General features: G+C 42.9%; 14 protein-coding genes. 3 read left to right on the top strand and 11 right to left on the bottom strand.

The window, feature by feature from the left end; all coding sequences use genetic code 11:
• Positions 1–7: 7 nt before the first annotated feature.
• Positions 8–874 carry a tetratricopeptide repeat protein gene (locus BLS59_RS13250; RefSeq protein ID WP_091149761.1) on the bottom strand — a complete coding sequence of 289 codons (867 nt, stop codon included), beginning with the start codon at positions 872–874 and terminating at the stop codon, positions 8–10.
• Between the two features lie 103 nt (positions 875–977).
• Positions 978–1154: a hypothetical protein gene (locus BLS59_RS31600; RefSeq protein WP_162842627.1), complete on the bottom strand. Its 177-nt coding sequence runs from the start codon at positions 1152–1154 to the stop codon at positions 978–980.
• A 192-nt stretch (positions 1155–1346) separates the two neighbouring features.
• Between BLS59_RS31600 and BLS59_RS13245 the strand changes: the two genes are divergently transcribed.
• Positions 1347–3104: a DUF885 domain-containing protein gene (locus BLS59_RS13245; RefSeq protein WP_091149760.1), complete on the top strand. Its 1758-nt coding sequence runs from the start codon at positions 1347–1349 to the stop codon at positions 3102–3104.
• A gap of 24 nt (positions 3105–3128) precedes the next feature.
• Here the strand turns inward: BLS59_RS13245 and BLS59_RS13240 are convergent, their stop codons facing one another.
• The 6 genes from BLS59_RS13240 to sucD form a co-directional block, all read right to left on the bottom strand.
• Positions 3129–3575, bottom strand: a complete 447-nt coding sequence (locus BLS59_RS13240) for a hypothetical protein (protein ID WP_091149759.1) — start codon at positions 3573–3575, stop codon at positions 3129–3131.
• Positions 3576–3653: 78 nt separating this feature from the next.
• The gene (locus BLS59_RS13235; RefSeq protein WP_091149758.1) at positions 3654–3881 is read right to left on the bottom strand and encodes a cysteine-rich CWC family protein; all 228 of its coding nucleotides are present in this window, start codon (positions 3879–3881) and stop codon (positions 3654–3656) included.
• Between the two features lie 138 nt (positions 3882–4019).
• Positions 4020–6392, bottom strand: coding sequence for a ribonucleoside-diphosphate reductase subunit alpha (locus tag BLS59_RS13230; RefSeq protein ID WP_091149757.1), 2373 nt, complete (start codon positions 6390–6392; stop codon positions 4020–4022).
• A 165-nt stretch (positions 6393–6557) separates the two neighbouring features.
• The gene (locus tag BLS59_RS13225) at positions 6558–7529 is read right to left on the bottom strand and encodes a ribonucleoside-diphosphate reductase small subunit (protein WP_162842626.1); all 972 of its coding nucleotides are present in this window, start codon (positions 7527–7529) and stop codon (positions 6558–6560) included.
• 572 nt (positions 7530–8101) lie between these two features.
• Complete coding sequence (locus BLS59_RS13220; protein ID WP_091149756.1) at positions 8102–8473, bottom strand: methionine-R-sulfoxide reductase; 372 nt, start codon at positions 8471–8473, stop codon at positions 8102–8104.
• Between the two features lie 309 nt (positions 8474–8782).
• The gene (sucD, locus tag BLS59_RS13215; RefSeq protein WP_091149755.1) at positions 8783–9661 is read right to left on the bottom strand and encodes a succinate--CoA ligase subunit alpha; all 879 of its coding nucleotides are present in this window, start codon (positions 9659–9661) and stop codon (positions 8783–8785) included.
• A gap of 306 nt (positions 9662–9967) precedes the next feature.
• Between sucD and BLS59_RS13210 the strand changes: the two genes are divergently transcribed.
• The gene (locus tag BLS59_RS13210; protein WP_091149754.1) at positions 9968–10969 is read left to right on the top strand and encodes a hypothetical protein; all 1002 of its coding nucleotides are present in this window, start codon (positions 9968–9970) and stop codon (positions 10967–10969) included.
• A 302-nt stretch (positions 10970–11271) separates the two neighbouring features.
• On the opposite strand, the gene dctA is transcribed toward BLS59_RS13210, so the two are convergent.
• Both dctA and BLS59_RS13200 read right to left on the bottom strand, forming a co-directional pair.
• The gene (dctA, locus tag BLS59_RS13205) at positions 11272–12501 is read right to left on the bottom strand and encodes a C4-dicarboxylate transporter DctA (protein WP_091149753.1); all 1230 of its coding nucleotides are present in this window, start codon (positions 12499–12501) and stop codon (positions 11272–11274) included.
• A gap of 177 nt (positions 12502–12678) precedes the next feature.
• On the bottom strand, positions 12679–13458 hold the full coding sequence (locus BLS59_RS13200; RefSeq protein ID WP_091149752.1) for a hypothetical protein: 780 nt from the start codon (positions 13456–13458) through the stop codon (positions 12679–12681).
• A gap of 448 nt (positions 13459–13906) precedes the next feature.
• Here BLS59_RS13200 and leuS point away from each other — a divergent pair, with 448 nt between their 5' ends.
• Positions 13907–16825 (top strand): leucine--tRNA ligase, encoded by a 2919-nt coding sequence (leuS, locus tag BLS59_RS13195; RefSeq protein ID WP_091149751.1) that lies wholly within the window; start codon positions 13907–13909, stop codon positions 16823–16825.
• Between the two features lie 222 nt (positions 16826–17047).
• On the opposite strand, the gene yiaK is transcribed toward leuS, so the two are convergent.
• On the bottom strand, positions 17048–18037 hold the full coding sequence (gene yiaK / locus BLS59_RS13190; protein WP_091149750.1) for a 3-dehydro-L-gulonate 2-dehydrogenase: 990 nt from the start codon (positions 18035–18037) through the stop codon (positions 17048–17050).
• Positions 18038–18128: the final 91 nt, after the last annotated feature.

Raw genomic sequence — 18128 nt, 5'->3', positions numbered from 1 at the left:
TTTTTATTCAAAACCCTGCATCTAAAATCAACTTATAATATTTGGAATCCATAGGGGTATAGGCCTTGGCTTTCGTCATCCAGTTTTTGTATTCGGGTTGGTTGTTTTGCTTTTTGTAGATGCTGGCAATGTCGTAGGCTAACTCTCCGCGTGATTCTGTTGGTTTATCTGCAAAATGTTCCAGTCCTCTTTTATAGGTGGCTATGGCTTTTTCGTATTCTTCTTTATGCAGATAGGCAAAGCCCAGCTCTTTGTAAAACAAGTGGTTACCGGGTGTTTGCACAATGGCTGGCTCCATAATTCTTACCGCATCATCATAGCGGGTTAAGGCGTTATAGGCGTAGGCCATTTCATACGCTATACCGGGATTTTTAGCATCGACCTTATAGGCAGGCTCCAGGTAAGTTAAGGCGATGGTGGGTTCTTCAACATCGTTATAGGTATATCCCCAGCGGTAATTATGGGCAACGGTATCGGTGTAGGTATAGTAGTATTTCAGCCAGTCGGGTTGTGGTTTAATATGCAGTTCATTGAAGTGCTGCTGGGGTATAAGAGCCACCGGTCGCCAATTGGGCGAGATACGGTATTTTATAGAGCTGTTTTTTGATGTCGTTGTATCAACTATATAACTGTTATTTTTATCAACTTTAAAAGTCCCCTTTAAATCGAAAGTAAAACCCGCCTGCTGATCTATATATATGTAACCGAACGAATAATCAGCCGATGTATCGCTTTTTGATATTACCACCCATTTTCGTTCGCATTTCGTATAACGCTGGTTAAACTTTAAAGCGGTATCTGTGCCGATAGCCTTTTGTGCAAAGGTTGATAATGTAATACAGCAAAGAACAGATAGCAGGATCAGTTTTTTCATGGCGTTATAAAAGTAAACACCAAACCGGCTTTAAACAAACAAAGCGATGATAAAAATCACCGCCTTGTTAAACATAACTCAACACTAATCACTCTACTCTTTATTAATAGCCACGGTTATCATGATCATGGCCGTGGTCGTTATTGTTATATCCGTTGCCGTTATGATACCTGTCATGACGGTGCCTGTGATCTCCATATCTGTCCTGTACCATACACCCTGATGTTACCGATACTACTGCTGATATTAAAAAGGCTAATGCAACTATTCTCTTTTTCATGGTATGTAATTTTAGTGGTACATCTTATTATTTAAATAACGTACACATATATGACGTAATTAAAACACGAAGGATTAACATGGGCGGCAAATAGTGTGTAAAAACAATGTCATATCGAAAACAAGCCGTTGCATGGCGAGGGTTATTATAACCACATAAAACTCTTATCTTAGTTTTTCAATCCCAATCACAATGAAAAAAATTGCTTCCATAATTATTCTTGGTGCTGCGTTGCTTGGTTGTCAGCAAAAACATGCCGATACAGCTAAAGGTTTATCCGGTGACGCCGCTTTTCAAAAGCTGGCAGATAGTTATCTTGATGGTTACCTGGCCTGGCGACCGGCCCAGGGTGTAGCACTCGGTTATCACCAATACGATGGCAAGGTTACCGATATAAGCAAAGCATCGCTTGATAAGGAACTGGCACGGTTAAAAGATTTCGACGGACAATTGGATTCGGCAGATACCGCTTCTTTCAGTCCGAAGGTGTTTTATGATTACCGCATATTGCGTTCGGCTGTAAAACAGGAGATCTGGAGTTTTGATGATTTGGGTACCTACACCAAAAATCCGATGACTTATGCAGGCGCGGTTGACGTTAGCATCTACATTAAGCGCAATTTTGCACCTATAGAGTCGCGCATAAAATCTATCATAGCTATTGAAAAACAAGCGCCAAAAATACTGGCCGATGCCAAGCTTAACCTCAGCGATTCGTTAGCTAAACCATACATTGAAACAGCTATCCAAATAGCGCAGGGTTCTGCCGATTTCCTGGGCGGCGATTTAAAAGTGGCCCTGAAGGATGTGAAGAACGATACGCTGATGAAAGCCTTTAACGCTGCAAATACCGCGGCGATAGCAGCGGTTAATGACTTTGCTACCTATCTGCAAAAACAAAAGCTGCCCAAAGCGCATAACCATTACGCTATAGGCGAGGCCAATTATCAAAAAATGCTGCTTTATAACGAGGGCATCACCCTTACGCCGGAGAAGATCCTGGAAATTGGTTTAAAAGAATTAAAGAAAGAGCAGGACTCATTTAATGCTGCCGCGAAGATCATCAATCCCAACAAAAAACCGGTAGATGTATACCACGATTTACAAAAAGATCACCCGACTGCCGAAACGCTGATTCCCGGTGCGCGAAAAACACTGGAGCAGATCAGGCAGTTTCTGATTGATAAAAGTATTGTTACCATGCCATCTGAAGTGAGGGTTAAGGTGGAGGAAACACCGCAATATGCCCGTGCCACCGGTACAGCATCAATGGATACGCCTGGTCCGTTTGAAACTACCGCTACTGAGGCCTATTACTACATTACCCCGGTAGACCCAAAATGGACAGCACAGCAAAAAGAAGACTGGCTGAGGCAGTTTGATTTTTACACCACCGATAATGTGAGCATCCATGAAGCATACCCGGGTCATTATACACAGTTTTTGCATCTGAATGCTTCATCGGCAACTAAAATAGAAAAGATCTTTGGCAGCTATGCTTTTATTGAGGGCTGGGCACATTATTGTGAAAAAATGATGGCCGATGAAGGCTACGGCGGTAATGGCGACAGCGTAAAAGCGGCCAAATATCGTTTAGCACAATCTGGCGATGCTTTGTTAAGGCTTTGCCGCCTGTGCGTATCTATTAAAACCCATACCCAGGGCATGACGGTAGATGAGGGCACAAAATTTTTCATGGATAACTGGTACCAGGGCGATAAGCCATCCCGCCAGGAAGCCCTGCGTGGTACGTTCGATCCGGGATACCTGTTCTATACCATCGGAAAACTGGAGCTATTAAAGCTGCGCGAAGATTACAAGAAACAAGAAGGCGCTAACTTCACCCTAAAAAAATTCCACGACCAGGTGCTGGACAACGGCATGCCACAAGTGCGTATGCTACGCGAAATTATGTTGAAAGATAAAGCAACATGGGGGGATGCTTTATAGGGGGATAGAGGTACTGAAAGATAATTAATTGATGGGTGTTTTATAATTGAAGTTTATTTTCCAATTATCGTCAATTAATTGTCTTTCAGTGTATTCATATCGTTTTAAGTATTTATTTAAGTACACTAAATCGTTAATTGAATATTGAGTACTGTTATATTTAATTAAACTATCTGTATTAAATACATAAATGAAAAGCTTCTTATCCGGGCTGTCTTCAATAACCTCGTGCCACGCATCCTGTCCACCTAATGTCGTAATATCATATACAGAGTCGGGGGAAATTATGTTTCGATCAGTAATATAAAATGCAATGTTATTTTCAGTGATCTTCCCTTGCTTTACTTTGCTGTAAAGTACAGATATTTTCATTTTGGAGTTATTTTTTATTTTCAGGTCGTGATTAACAATCACATCATAACAGCCGCAAACAAGAGAAAGGAATAAAATCAGAATTAAATTTCTTTTCATCGGAAGGTGATCTAAGCAAGGATTTAAAATACTTTATTCGTTTAAAACGAATAGGTAACCCAATAAATCGCATAATCCTCACACCAACCCCATACTCACCCTATATTCCTGCTGAATAACCAGTAGGCAGCTGGCGCAAAGGCATCCCTCATAAAGCTCGCTTACGTACTGCACCTCGTTTAGGGTGAGCTGCACGGTGCTGCACTGGCACTTGGTGAATGAATTGGCTTTACATTCAAATGGTGCCTCACAGCGTTCGCAACGGATGATCTCGTGTTTGGTGTGCATTCTTAGTCGATGGTTCATAGTCGATAGACCATGGTTTTGGATGCGAAGTTAGGCAATACTGTTATCAATAGTAAAATATCAATGTCATCAAACAAAAAAGTCCATGAACTATAGCTTGGCTATGGTCCATGGACTATCGTCTATTGACTGATATACTTATGCCGAGCAGGTAACGCAGCCTTCTTCCATTGAACAGCTTGGTCCTTCTGGTACATTGTCGGCCAATTGGTCAACATGCTCTGGTATAACCGGCTCCATGTTTGATCCGCCCTGGTTTTCAACGGTAAACTTAACAGCTTGCGAAGCAGCTTGTGTACGCAGGTAATACATACCTGTTTTTAAGCCTTTCTTCCATGCATAGAAGTGCATCGAAGTAAGTTTGGAAGCGTTTGGCGAGTTGATGAACAAGTTTAATGATTGCGACTGGCAGATGTAAGCACCTCTATCTGCAGCCATATCTATAATGTTACGCATTTTAATTTCCCAAACTGTTTTGTACAGTTCTTTAATATCGGCAGGTATCTCTGCAATATCCTGGATGGAACCGTTTGCAGTGATGATCTTATCTTTCATTGCAGGTGTCCATAAACCAAGATTAACCAGATCGCGCAGCAGGAATTTATTTACGATAATGAATTCTCCGCTTAATACACGGCGGGTATAAATATTTGAGGTATATGGCTCAAAGCACTCGTTGTTACCCAGTATTTGTGAGGTTGACGCGGTTGGCATCGGCGCAACTAATAATGAGTTACGCACACCATGTTTCACTACATCAAGGCGTAGGTTTTCCCAATCCCAGCGACCGCTATCAGGTTTTACATCCCAAAGATCAAACTGGAACTTACCTTTTGATAAAGGCGAGCCTTTAAATGTTTCGTAAGCACCATCTTTAATAGCCAGGTCTTTTGATGCCGTCATGGCTGCAAAGTAAATGGTTTCAAAAATTTCTTTGTTCAGTTGTTTAGCTTCTTCGCTTTCAAATGGTAAACGCAATAATATAAATGCATCGGCCAATCCCTGTACACCTAAACCAATAGGGCGGTGACGCAGGTTTGAGTATTCAGCTTCGGCAACTGGATAGTAGTTATTGTCGATGATCTTATTCAGGTTTAATGTAGCCTGGTAAGTAACTTCGTATAATTTGTTGTGGTCAAACTCTCCGTTGATAACGTAACGAGGTAAGGCTAAAGATGCAAGATTACAAACAGCTACTTCTTTATCAGATGTGTACTCTATGATCTCAGTACAAAGGTTCGAGCTTTTTATAGTACCCAGGTTTTGCTGGTTTGATTTAGCGTTGGCAGCATCTTTATACAACAGGTAAGGTGTGCCGGTTTCAACCTGGCTATCCAATACTGCAAACCAAAGTTCCTGTGCTTTAATAGTTTTACGGCCACGGCCTTCTCTTTCGTAACGCTCATAAAGTTCTTCAAACTCGGCGCTATGGCAATCTGCCAAACCTGGTGCTTCATGCGGGCAGAACAAAGTCCACTCACCATTTGCTTCTACACGTTTCATGAACAAGTCAGATACCCAAAGGGCGTAGAACAAGTCGCGGGCACGCATTTCTTCTTTACCGTGGTTTTTGCGCAGGTCTAAAAATTCAAAGATGTCTGCATGCCAAGGCTCTAAATAAATAGCGAATGCGCCTTTACGCTTGCCGCCGCCCTGATCTACATAACGTGCGGTATCGTTAAATACCTTAAGCATTGGGATAATACCGTTACTGGTACCATTTGTGCCGCTGATGTATGAACCTGTAGCCCTTACATTGTGGATACTTAAACCAATACCACCTGCGCTTTGAGAAATTTTGGCAGTTTGTTTAAGTGTATCATAAATCCCCTCGATGCTGTCATCTTTCATGGTTAACAAAAAGCATGACGACATTTGAGGTTTTGGTGTACCTGCGTTAAATAAAGTTGGCGTAGCGTGAGTGAACCAGCGCTCGCTCATCAGGTTATAAGTTTTGATAGCGCTTTCAACATCCTCTTTGTGGATGCCTACAGATACGCGCATAAATAAATGCTGCGGACGCTCGGCTATTTTACCGTCTATCTTTAACAGGTATGATTTTTCAAGTGTTTTAAAACCGAAGTAATCGAAACCAAAATCGCGGTCGTAAATAATGCTGCTGTCTAACAACTCTGCGTTATCGCGGATGATCTCGTATACATCATCTGCAAGCAGGGCAGCATTTTTACCGGTCTTTTTGTCAACGTACTCGTACATACGTTTCATAGTTTCTGAGAAAGACTTGGTAGTGTTTTTATGCAGGTTTGATACCGCAATACGTGAAGCTAACAAAGCATAATCGGGGTGCTTTGTTGTTAACGATGCCGCAGTTTCGGCTGCAAGGTTATCAAGTTCAGATGTGGTTACACCATCAAACAAACCTTCAATTACCTTTTTGGCCACATCAATAGGGTCAACCAAATTAAATCCATAGCACAGTTTCTCAATACGTGCTGTGATCTTGTCGAATTTTACCGACTCTTTTCTACCGTCTCTTTTTACTACGAGCATCTTTTTAAGTATTTAGTAGTCAGCATAAGCAGGATACCGTTGCCAACCAGTGAGTGTATATATGTTATTTAGTGTAGATGTATTCTTTTTTTGTCTGGACCTTGATTAATAGGATTTTAAGATTAACATGATTTTCTCTCAAATCTCATGTCTCACATCTGTAGCCTAAAAATCTTCGTCTAATGAAAATGCTTTGCTTTCGGCGTTGTTTAGTACGCCGCTTTTCTGGTAATCCCCAACACGTTTTTCAAAGAAGTTGGTTTTACCTTGTAGTGATATCATTTCCATAAAATCAAACGGATTGCTGGCGCCGTAATGTTTTTCGTAGCCAAGCTCGCCTAACCATCTGTCGGCCACAAACTCAATGTACTGGCTCATCAATTTGGCGTTCATACCTATCAGGTTAACCGGTAATGCATCAGTAACAAATTCTTTTTCAATTTCAACCGCGTCGATAATGATCTTGGTTACTGCATCGGCGCTTAATCTTTTGTTAAGCATTTTGTACAGCAGGCAGGCAAATTCGCAATGCGAGCCTTCATCACGGCTGATCAGCTCATTGCTAAAGGTTAAGCCCGGCATCAGGCCACGTTTTTTAAGCCAGAAGATAGAGCAAAAGCTACCAGAGAAGAAAATACCTTCAACAGCCGCGAAAGCTACCAAACGCTCGGCAAAATTGCCGTTGTTTATCCAGCGTAGCGCCCATTCTGCTTTCTTGGTTACGCAAGGGATAGTATCAATGGCGTGAAAAAGACGGTCTTTTTCTGCTGCATCCTTTATATAAGTGTCAATTAACAGGGCATAGGTTTCTGAGTGGATGTTTTCCATCATGATCTGGAAACCGTAAAAACAGCGGGCCTCTGGTAATTGTACCTCGCTCATGAAATTCACGGCCAGGTTTTCGTTAACGATACCATCGCTGGCGGCAAAAAATGCCAGGATATGCGAAATAAAGTGTTTCTCGCCCGAATTAAGATTTTCCCAATGCTTCAAATCGTCAGAAAGATCAATCTCCTCTGCAGTCCAAAAACTGGCTTCGGCTTTTTTGTACATTTCCCAAATAGCCGGATACTTGATAGGCAGTATCACAAACCTGTCCTTGTTTTCTCTCAGTAAAATTTCGTCTTCCTGTATCATTGTTTCCCTGTTTTTTAACCTTTAATTTCTACGCACCATTATCAGACACGAAAGCCAGCTTCATGACAAATGAAGCTTTTTGTTTTTCGTGATTTAGCATTGCTAAACCGCGGTTTTATTATGTAAATCTCTGACAGTAAAGTGTTTGTATTTTGGATGATGAATACATCCGGCTGTCTGTTGAATACTTTGTAAGAACCTTGTTGAACAAAGTTAATGTTTGAGGTCTTAAAATCTTAGTGTTAGTTTTTAACAAAGGCCCGAGTTATTAACACTTTGCACAATTACTTTTTAAGCCCGGTGTTGAATAAGAAAATTAATGAACTTGATTACAGTCAATTAAAAATGCCGACTAAAATGCATAGTGTAAAAACTTGCACCAACCATTAATTTAACATTATAAATTACTTGACTTAACACCGACAATTATTGCCAATTGCATAACGACCCTGCTAAGTACCAATAAGGATTTCGAAATCACGCTAAAAATATCCCTCCAGAAACCAAATGTGGAAAAACAAAATAACCCGGACCGAAATTATCGACCAGGTTATTCCTAAAAGTTTTAGGAATTATTTTTCGTCTTCGGCCCCAACAAATTTCATCGATACGGAATTTACGCAGTGACGTGTGTTTTTGGGAGTAAGATATTCACCTTCAAAAACGTGCCCTAAATGAGCTCCGCAATTGGCGCAAACAATTTCTACCCGGCGACCATCAGCATCCGGTACGCGTTTCACAGCGCCGGGAATCTCGTCGTCAAAACTTGGCCACCCGCAATGCGACTCAAATTTCGATTCGGAAGTATATAGCGGTGTATCACATCTTTTGCACACGTACAAACCCTGCGCATGGTTATTTAATAAAGCCCCGGTAAACGGGCGTTCGGTACCTTTGTGTAATATGATATATTCTTCTTCGGACGTTAATTTATTGTATTCCATTTTTTAATTTTTGATTTAGTGATCAGGCGAATTAGCGATTGAAATTGCCTAATCATTTACATAAATATACGACAAATAGGGCGTATTAAATGTTTTGCCCGGCTATGTTTACACAGGTTTGACGGAGGGAGGATGATGTGCAGATATGCGGATTGTAGATGTGCAGATGGAGGTAAAAAAAGAAAGCTAAGACATTCTGATAGAAAATCCGGTTAATCTATAAATCTGTTTAATCCCGGTTCAGACAAACAAAAAATCCCGGCCAGACATGACCAGGATCTATATTTTTAAAGCTTTAGGCTTTTAGCCTTATGCTAACTTAGCTAATTCCTCAGCCATGGCAGCGCCAATTTCAGCAGGCGATTCAACAACGCGGATTCCGCATTCGCGCATGATCTTCATTTTAGCTGCAGCTGTATCATCGGCACCGCCAACAATAGCACCAGCGTGGCCCATTCTACGGCCCGGAGGCGCAGTTTGGCCGGCTATAAAGCCTACTACCGGTTTAGTGCCATTATCTCTGATCCAGCGGGCAGCTTCAGCTTCCATGCTTCCGCCAATTTCGCCAATCATAATAATGCCGTGTGTGTCCGGATCATTCATCAATAGCTCAACAGCTTCTTTGGTTGGTGTACCAATAATTGGGTCGCCACCAATACCAATGGCAGTGGTGATACCTAAACCGGCTTTAACCACCTGGTCAACCGCTTCGTAAGTTAACGTACCTGATTTTGAAACCACGCCTACGTTACCTTTTTTAAAGATAAAGCCTGGCATAATGCCAATCTTGCTTTCATCGGCAGTGATAATGCCGGGGCAGTTAGGGCCAATAAGACGTGCGTCCTTATCGGTTAAATATTCTTTTACCGCAATCATATCCTTTGTAGGGATGCCTTCGGTGATACAAACAATAACTTTAATACCAGCCTCGGCAGCTTCCATAATTGCATCGGCGCCAAAAGCGGGAGGTACAAATATGATAGATACATCGGCGCCGGTTTGGTCAACCGCGTCTTTAACGGTGTTAAAAACTGGCCTGTCTAAATGTTGCTGACCGCCTTTACCCGGGGTAACACCACCAACCAACTGGGTGCCATAAGCAATCATTTGCTCGGCATGGTATGAACCTTCTTTACCGGTAAAACCCTGTACAATAACTTTTGAATCTTTATTTACGAGAACACTCATTGGTTTTTTTCGTTTTAGTACGGCAAAGCTAAAGTTTTTGTGCGAATGTCAAACCCCCGACACCGCTAATTTTATATGTTAACATAAAAGTGACTTTAGGGCAATGATTTTAATGTCGCAATTATTAACAGGGGAGTAACAACACCAATAAAAAGTCCTTTGTCCTTGCTCTATTTGTCCTTTATCTTTTGATATTTACCGTATAACCGAAACAAAATATTAATTTATTGTTGTTAGTTTTTATTGATAATACACTGTTTATATCATTTTAATTAATTTAGCCGCACACCTATTCACCTGCTATCTATGAAAAAAACGAACAAAACACTCCTTTTAGGGCTCGCAGCCGCTCTGTTTTTTGCTACCAGCGCGCATGCGCAGTTTGGTGGTTTTGGTAAAAAACTATTGGACAAGGGAACCGAAATGGCATCAGGCGGAGGATTGAACAAGATCCTGAAACAACCGCAGGCCATTACCACCAGTTTTAAAGATGTTGATAAAACCGGTTCAAAGCCACCTTCATTTATGGAAGGGCAAACACCGCAGCCATTGTATCTGCTGCCTAAAGCCCCCGACGGCGGCTATAAACTTTGCGCGGGCTTTTTTGAAATGACCAACAAAAGTTATTGCCTGCACGCCGGTACCCGTGGCCCAAGCACCGGCGATGGTTATATGATTGCACCGGTTGCTGGTCCAAAGCGTGATGTAGTGATCCTGATACTAAAACATGCTGAAAAGCATCCCGAAGTTAACCAGCACAGTATTCAGATATTATTGTGGGCTATTATTGCCCGTACCCGTTTTGTTGATTTTGGTACCGATATTAAACTGACGGCTACTACAATATTATCGCCACAAGAATTGCTGATGCTGGAAGGCGGCGCATTGGGTGTATTACCGGCAAGTGTAATGGACAAAGCTAAGAGCCAGTTACCGCCCGCGGCGCAAAGTGTTTTTGAAGCCGAGAATAATATTCGCCAGTTAGCTGCATCTGGAAATGCCTCTTATGACGAAATGGAGAAATACGCCATGATGGCCGGCATTGTGCCCCAGGTTGATCCTAATGTACCGTCGGGCACGTGGTCGTTGCATCCGGATGGGTATTATATCCGTTTTTACCCGCATAGTTATCCATCAACCACGGTGCAAATTTACGTACCGCAGGAACTGGCTGGCAAAGGCCTTGTTTACGATGCTACTAAAGGTATAGCCTGCCCGGCCAACGTAGGTGCCCAGCGTTTGGCCCAAACCAACGAACCGCTTAATCCGGATTATACAAAGAAACTCACTATTATTTGTAACCCGTAAGCTGAGGTTAAAGGCGAAAGGAAAAAGGCGAAAGGTCAGAAACCTTTTGCCTTTTTATGTGGCGTTTGCCTGTAAGTGTTCACGTTCATAACGCCGTGAACGCTCGTGAATGCTTGTTTGTGTTTGATAATGAGGGATTTGTATATTTTGCATTGTTGGCAAAACGCTGTCACCATGCTTTTGCACATTGTCATTGCGAGCGTAGCGCGGCAATCCCATCACGAATAGTACGCTATGCAAGCGGGATTGGATGATGAGATTGCTTCGTTCCTCGCAATGACAATATCGAAACCCTTCCACCTTCAGGGAGCAGGGGGAGTAAACTCACCCTCACTCTTAGCTATCACAATAGTAGCTACCCCATTACCTATTACATTAGTGATGGCCCGCGCTTCTGACATAAACCTGTCGATACCTATTAGTATAGCCAGACCTTCAATAGGGACGATCTTGATGGCCGTTAGTGTGCTGCTCAGAACGATGAAGCCGCTGCCGGTTACCCCGGCCGCCCCCTTGCTGGTTATCATGAGTATGCCAATGATGGTGAGCTCCTGCATCAGCGATAGCGGAATGTTAAAAACCTGGGCCAAAAAAATTACCGACATGGAAAGGTAAATAGTAGTACCATCCAAATTAAAGGAATAACCCGTCGGGATCACCAAACCAACTACCGATTTAGAGCAGCCAAACTTCTCCAGTTTATCCATCATCCCCGGCAGGGCCGATTCTGACGATGAGGTACCCAACACTATCAATATTTCTTCTTTAATATGTTTAAGGTATTGCCACAAACTAAATTTAAACAGATAGCAAATAATATTAAGCACCACAAAAATAAACAGGAACATAGTAAGGTAAACCGAACCCATAAGCAGCGCTAACGGCTGCAAGGTTTTTAAACCGTACTTGCTGATGGTAAAGGCCATTCCGCCAAAGGCGCCGAGGGGGGCCACCTTCATCACTATTTTCATGATGTTGAAGAATACCTTGGAGAGTTTATCAAACAGCGTAATAACCGACTGCCCGGTTTCGCCCATGCGGCTGAGGCCAACGCCGAATAGTATCGCGAAAAACAGGATCTGCAGGATATCGCCTTTGGCAAAGGCATCAAACACGTTACCGGGTACAATGTGGGCTATAAAATCGCCCCATTTCATTTCGGCGGCAGCTTTTTCGTAGATGGCCAATTTGCCCGTGGTATCAGTAATGTTATGGTTTACAAAGCCCGCACCCGGTTTAATAAGGTTAGCCACCGTAACACCAATAAGCAGCGCGAAGGTGGTTATCACCTCAAAATACAGTAACGCCTTGCCGCCAACCCGACCCACCTTTTTCATATCGCTCATGCCGGCAATGCCCAGCACAATGGTAAAAAATATGATGGGTGCTATCAGCATAGTAATAAGGTTGATGAATGTTTTGCTTATGAGCTCGGCAGCAGGCGCAAATCCTTTAAAGTCAAGCCCCACAAATACACCCAAGATAATAGCAATAAGTACCTGGAAGGTTAAGTTTGAGAATATACGCCTCATATATGGTTAAGTCCTCCAAACCCCTGAAGTGGGAGTTTTTTTAATAACAGGTTCAGTAATTGGCTCATGGTTTAACAAGTATACGATTTCTGCAGAATATATTTTTCGGCTGCTATCAAAACAAAAAAGCTCCCTGCGGTTATCCCGGAGAGAGCTTTTGTTAGTTGAAAACGTTACTTATGCAGCACTTACCGCGCCGGTGATCAGGTCAACCCAGTAGGTTTTGTTCAAGAAGGTCAATTTTGCTTTATGGTTGCCTAAGAAAACAATGGTACCGCTGTATTCCCAGCCGCCGCCATTGGTTTTGCCTTTTGATACAAAAGTGGCGTTACCGCTGGTGATATCGTAATTGTCATCGGCATGTACATACAGGTCGGTGAATTTATAGGTATTATGTACAGATGCAAAAGTTGCAGGTTTGGTATACTCGTTATCGGTAAATGATTTTGTTGTACCGTTTAATGAGAAGTTAGAGTTGTTGGTGTTTAAACCTCTTACGCTGTATTTTTGAACAGTATTGTAAGTAAATGAATAACCCGGACCGCTGCCTGTAGTAGTTAATGAATCTACCAGGTCGTAACCAATAGTTTTGTTGTTGTTACATACAAAAAAGTAGCTCACACCGCCTGTTTTTGTTGCTTTCAGCGTATCACCCTGGTTAAAGGTAAGGTTTAAGCTGGTGTCTGTATAAAAACCGCAGTGGTAATCGTTGCTTTGTACCTTTTGTTTCAAAGTTGAAAACGTTGTTGACGGATTAACACCATCTTTAATGCTGGCACCGCCAAATGCGCCAACTAATGATTGTGCAAGGTTTTTTGCAATTGCCGAACTTGCTTCATCTACAGATTTGTTGGTTGAAGTAGCAGGTTGGGTTTTGAGATCGGTTTTATTACATGCCGAATAAAAAAGGGCAGCACCAACTAATAAAGGTAATGCGTTGCGTAAATTTAGGTTCATAATTATTTTGATAGATTTAAGATATTAATTGTCAGCAATTGGGGCAATTAGCATACCATATAAAAGGTTTAATTACCTAATACTTTGGTTTATAGGAGCGGTTAATAATTAATTAATTTTTAATTAAGACTGTGGTAATTTCGAGTAAATTTTCGATTGTTAATTGTGGTTTATTTTACGCTATATGGGGTGTTTTTTACTTGTTTTTGATTTTAATCCCCATTAAATAAGGTAAAATAAAAAGCTCCAACACCGATGCCAGTATTGGAGCTTTTTATAATATGTTGTGATTTTATAACTTGATCGATCGGCGGTAAAAAAATCCTGCCTGTTATGATCTTAGCTGATTCATGCTTGATGCGGTTTTACCCCAATTAACTAATCTCCAATTAACTATCATACTAATAGAGATTTTCTTAATTTCGCATCCTCATACCTGTAAACTACAATGGACTATCAATTTAAAGATATAGAGCAAAAATGGCAGCAGTTTTGGGCCAATAACGGAACGTTTAAAGCCGAAGATAAAAGCACCAAACCCAAGTATTATGTGCTGGATATGTTCCCTTACCCATCGGGTGCGGGGCTGCATGTGGGCCATCCGCTGGGTTATATTGCATCTGATATTTTTGCCCGTTACAAGCGCCTTAAAGGTTTTAATGTGTTGCACCCTATGGGTTACGATAGCTTTGGCTTACCCGCCGAGCAGTATGCCATACAAACCGGGCAGCACCCGGCCATAACTACCGAGGCTAATATAGCTACGTACCGCCGCCAGTTAGATCAGATAGGCTTTTCGTTTGACTGGAGTCGCGAGGTACGCACCAGTTCGCCCGATTATTATAAGTGGACGCAGTGGATCTTTATGCAGCTTTTTAACAGCTGGTATAATAAGGATGCAGAAAAGGCAGAATCCATCGCCAAATTGGTGGCACACTTTGAACAGAACGGATCTGCAGGAATTAACGCCGTATGCGATGAAGAGATATTAAGTTTCAGTGCTGCCGAATGGAAAGCCATGAGCAACCAGGACCAGCAGGCCGAACTATTGAAATACCGCCTTACCTACCTGCGCGAAAGTACCGTTAACTGGTGCCCTGCCTTAGGTACCGTATTGGCAAACGACGAGGTGAAAGACGGCTTTAGCGAGCGCGGCGGCTACCCCGTTGAACAAAAGAAAATGATGCAGTGGAGCATGCGCATCACTGCCTATGCCGAACGCCTGCTGCAAGGCTTAGACACCATAGACTGGCCCGAGCCCCTGAAGGAAATGCAACGCAACTGGATAGGTAAAAGTACAGGTGCGAGTGTGAGGTTCCCGATATCGGGTTTCGGTGATGTGAGGACTGAGGTCGGAAATCAGGCCACAGGCCACACGAACCAGAAACCAGGATTCATAGAGGTTTTCACCACCCGTGTTGATACACTTTTTGGTGTTACCTTTTTGGCGATAGCGCCCGAGCATGAGCTGGTGGCATCGTTGACTACACCGGAGCAAAAGGCAGATATTGACGCGTACATCGCCCAAACTAAAAAGAAATCGGAACTGGACAGGATGGCTGATGCCAAAACGGTTTCGGGTGCGTTTACCGGTAGCTACGTATTGAACCCGTTAAACGGCGAAAAGATCCAGATTTGGATTGCCGATTATGTTTTGGCTGGCTATGGTACAGGTGCCGTAATGGCCGTACCATCCGGCGATCAGCGTGATTACTTGTTTGCCAAGCATTTTAACTTGCCGATAGTACCTATCATCGACATTCAAAATATAGAAACAGAAGCAGACCCAACCAAGGAAGGAACCTACATCAACTCCGATTTTATGAACGGGTTGGATTATAAGGCAGGTACAGCGGCTGTTATTGCCAAACTGGAAGCCATAGGTGCAGGCAAGGCCAAGATCAACTTCAGGATGAGAGATGCCATATTCGGCAGGCAACGTTACTGGGGCGAGCCTGTTCCTGTTTACTTTAAAGAGGGCTTACCTTATTTAATTGAAGAAGATCACCTGCCTTTGCTGTTGCCGGAGGTTGATAAATACCTGCCAACGGAAAGCGGTGAACCACCATTAGGCAGGGCAGAGGGATGGAATTATAAAGCCTCACCTAAATCCTCTCCAAAGGAGAGGACTTCTGACAGTGAAGCTGATAACTCCCTCTCCCTTGGAGAGGGCCGGGGTGAGGCTTACGCTTACGAACTAAGCACCATGCCTGGCTGGGCCGGCTCAAGCTGGTATTGGTTCAGGTATATGGATGCCAATAATGATAAGGAATTTGCATCGCCGGAGGCTATTGCCTACTGGAAGGATGTAGATTTGTACATCGGCGGCAGCGAACATGCTACCGGACACTTGTTATACAGCCGTTTTTGGAACAAGTTTTTGAAGGATATTGGTAAGGTTGGTGAAGAAGAGCCTTTCAAAAAACTGATAAACCAGGGGATGATACAGGGTAGAAGTAACTTTGTGTACCGCCTAATTGATGAAGAAGGACGCGGAACAAACACTTTTGTATCGTACGGCCTAATCAAAGAATATAAAACTTCGCCTTTACACGTAGATGTGAACATTGTAGAGAATGAGGTGCTGAATCTTAACAAATTTAAAGAATGGCGCCCCGAATTTGCAGATGCTGAGTTTATTTTAGAAAATGGCAAATATATCTGCGGTGTCGAAGTTGAGAAAATGTCTAAACGTTATTACAACGTTGTTAATCCAGACGATATAGCCCAACGTTACGGTGCCGATACGCTTCGTATGTATGAAATGTTCCTTGGTCCGTTGGAGCAAAGCAAACCCTGGAATACCAATGGTATTGAGGGCGTGTTTAAATTCCTAAGAAAGTTCTGGCGGTTGTTCCATAACGAGGCATGGGAGTTCAGTGTGTCAAACAATGAGCCATCAAAGGCAGAGTTGAAATCGTTACATAAGATCATCCGTAAGGTGGAGGAAGATATAGAACGTTTCTCGTTCAATACTTCGGTTTCCAGCTTTATGATCGCCGTTAATGAACTTACCGATCTGAAATGTAATAACCGCGCAATACTGCAGGATATGGTGATCATCCTGTCGTCATACGCGCCGCATATTTGTGAGGAATTGTGGACTTTATTAGGCAATCCGGCTGGTACTTTATCATACGCGCCGTTCCCTAAGTTTAACAGCAGCTATTTAATTGAGGACGAATTTGCTTACCCTATCTCCATTAACGGTAAAATGAAAATGAATCTTAGCATTTCATTAAGCCTTGATGTAAAAGAAATAGAAGCCACCGTATTAGCCAACGCCGACGTTCAAAAATACCTGGACGGCAAAGCCCCTAAAAAGGTTATCGTAGTTAAAGGCCGTATTGTAAATATGGTGGTGTAATAACCATCGATCGCGTCATTGTGAGGAATAAAGCAATCTCTACGGAAGCAGGTGAACCATACAGGTTCTATCTGTATAGCAAATGAGATTGCTTCGTACCTTACAGCAATGACGTTGTTTTATTAATTGGCCTGTCACCCTGAGCTTGTCGAAGGGTTGCGCGCTGAGTCTTTGCCCACCATGCTTCGACAAGCTCAGCATGACAGCCATTTTATCCTTCTATCACAACCCTTTTACAACCTCCCATATCTTTTCATCTACCAAAATACCTTCGCGTAAATTTTGCCTGCGGGTTTTTAGGGTGTTTTCTCCGGGATAGCTTATTGTGCCGCCCTCATGGTCAGGTGTGGTTGTTTTGGTGTAGGCTATGATCTCTTCTATGAGTGAATCCGTTTGTTCGTTATCACGGGGCTTTATGCAAATGAATACCTGCGATACCGCGTATTCGCTACCGCTGGCCGTGATCTTTGCGGTAGAGTTGCCGCCGCTTAAAACAGTCGCCAGCAGATCAAGCACCAGCGCCAGTCCCGAGCCTTTCCAGAAACCTATAGGCAATGGTCTTTTTGATTTAAGTATAGCCGATGCATCCGTGCTTAAATTGCCATCGGTATCATAACCGCCCGGTAGGGGTAGGGCCTCGTCTTTTGATTGGTATTGTACCAGTTTGCCAACAGCGTATTGCGATATGGCCATATCCAAAACCACATGCCCGTTTTTGCGGGGTACGGCTATCACCAGTGGGTTATTACCCAGGCGCGGGTCCAGGCCACCCCAGGGCGGGAGGTTGGCTATGGTATTGGTAAAATTAATTCCTATATATCCTGCTTCGGCAGCTTGCCAGCCGTAGGTGCCGCCGCGCATCCAGTGGTTGGTGTTTTTTATGGCCACGCAGCCTATGCCGTTTACCTCAGCCAGCTCAATGGCGCGTTGCATACAAAAACTTGCGTTTAAAATTCCCGGGCCTAAGTTACCGTTCCATTGTTCTATGGCACCAAAGGCGTTTTCCAGAGTAGGCTCGTGATTGGGTTTCACCAGGCCATCCTTTACATGCTGCACAAAGGTGGGGAAGCGGTTAAGGCCATGCGTGTATATGCCATCCCTGCTGTTTTCGGCAAAAGTGGTGGCGCAGCGGTCGGCCTTATCATGGCTAAAGCCAAGGCTAAGTAACACACGTTTAAATTCTGATTGTAGTTGCTGAAATGGGATGCGCATGTTTTTAATTCAAAAGGTAAAAATCAAAAGTAAAAATCATTGTTCATTAAAGCTGTAACGGCGTTTTGATTTTTAAATTTTGACTTTTGTA

The sequence above is a fragment of the Mucilaginibacter pineti genome (assembly GCF_900101875.1).
Taxonomy (GTDB): Bacteria; Bacteroidota; Bacteroidia; order Sphingobacteriales; family Sphingobacteriaceae; genus Mucilaginibacter; species Mucilaginibacter pineti.
The sequence above is the reverse complement of the archived record's forward strand: the minus strand, read 5'-3'. Positions and strand labels throughout refer to the sequence as shown.

Bases quoted from the DNA above. Each gene is read 5' to 3' on its own strand.
- BLS59_RS13240 (WP_091149759.1), bottom strand. From the start codon at position 3,575: ATGAAAAGAAATTTAATTCTGATTTTATTCCTTTCTCTTGTTTGCGGC.
- BLS59_RS13235 (WP_091149758.1), bottom strand. From the start codon at position 3,881: ATGAACCATCGACTAAGAATGCACACCAAACACGAGATCATCCGTTGC.
- sucD (WP_091149755.1), bottom strand. From the start codon at position 9,661: ATGAGTGTTCTCGTAAATAAAGATTCAAAAGTTATTGTACAGGGTTTT.
- leuS (WP_091149751.1), top strand. From the start codon at position 13,907: ATGGACTATCAATTTAAAGATATAGAGCAAAAATGGCAGCAGTTTTGG.
- BLS59_RS13220 (WP_091149756.1), bottom strand. From the start codon at position 8,473: ATGGAATACAATAAATTAACGTCCGAAGAAGAATATATCATATTACAC.
- BLS59_RS13200 (WP_091149752.1), bottom strand. From the start codon at position 13,458: ATGAACCTAAATTTACGCAACGCATTACCTTTATTAGTTGGTGCTGCC.
- BLS59_RS13250 (WP_091149761.1), bottom strand. From the start codon at position 874: ATGAAAAAACTGATCCTGCTATCTGTTCTTTGCTGTATTACATTATCA.
- dctA (WP_091149753.1), bottom strand. From the start codon at position 12,501: ATGAGGCGTATATTCTCAAACTTAACCTTCCAGGTACTTATTGCTATT.
- yiaK (WP_091149750.1), bottom strand. From the start codon at position 18,037: ATGCGCATCCCATTTCAGCAACTACAATCAGAATTTAAACGTGTGTTA.
- BLS59_RS13210 (WP_091149754.1), top strand. From the start codon at position 9,968: ATGAAAAAAACGAACAAAACACTCCTTTTAGGGCTCGCAGCCGCTCTG.
- BLS59_RS31600 (WP_162842627.1), bottom strand. From the start codon at position 1,154: ATGAAAAAGAGAATAGTTGCATTAGCCTTTTTAATATCAGCAGTAGTA.
- BLS59_RS13230 (WP_091149757.1), bottom strand. From the start codon at position 6,392: ATGCTCGTAGTAAAAAGAGACGGTAGAAAAGAGTCGGTAAAATTCGAC.
- BLS59_RS13245 (WP_091149760.1), top strand. From the start codon at position 1,347: ATGAAAAAAATTGCTTCCATAATTATTCTTGGTGCTGCGTTGCTTGGT.
- BLS59_RS13225 (WP_162842626.1), bottom strand. From the start codon at position 7,529: ATGATACAGGAAGACGAAATTTTACTGAGAGAAAACAAGGACAGGTTT.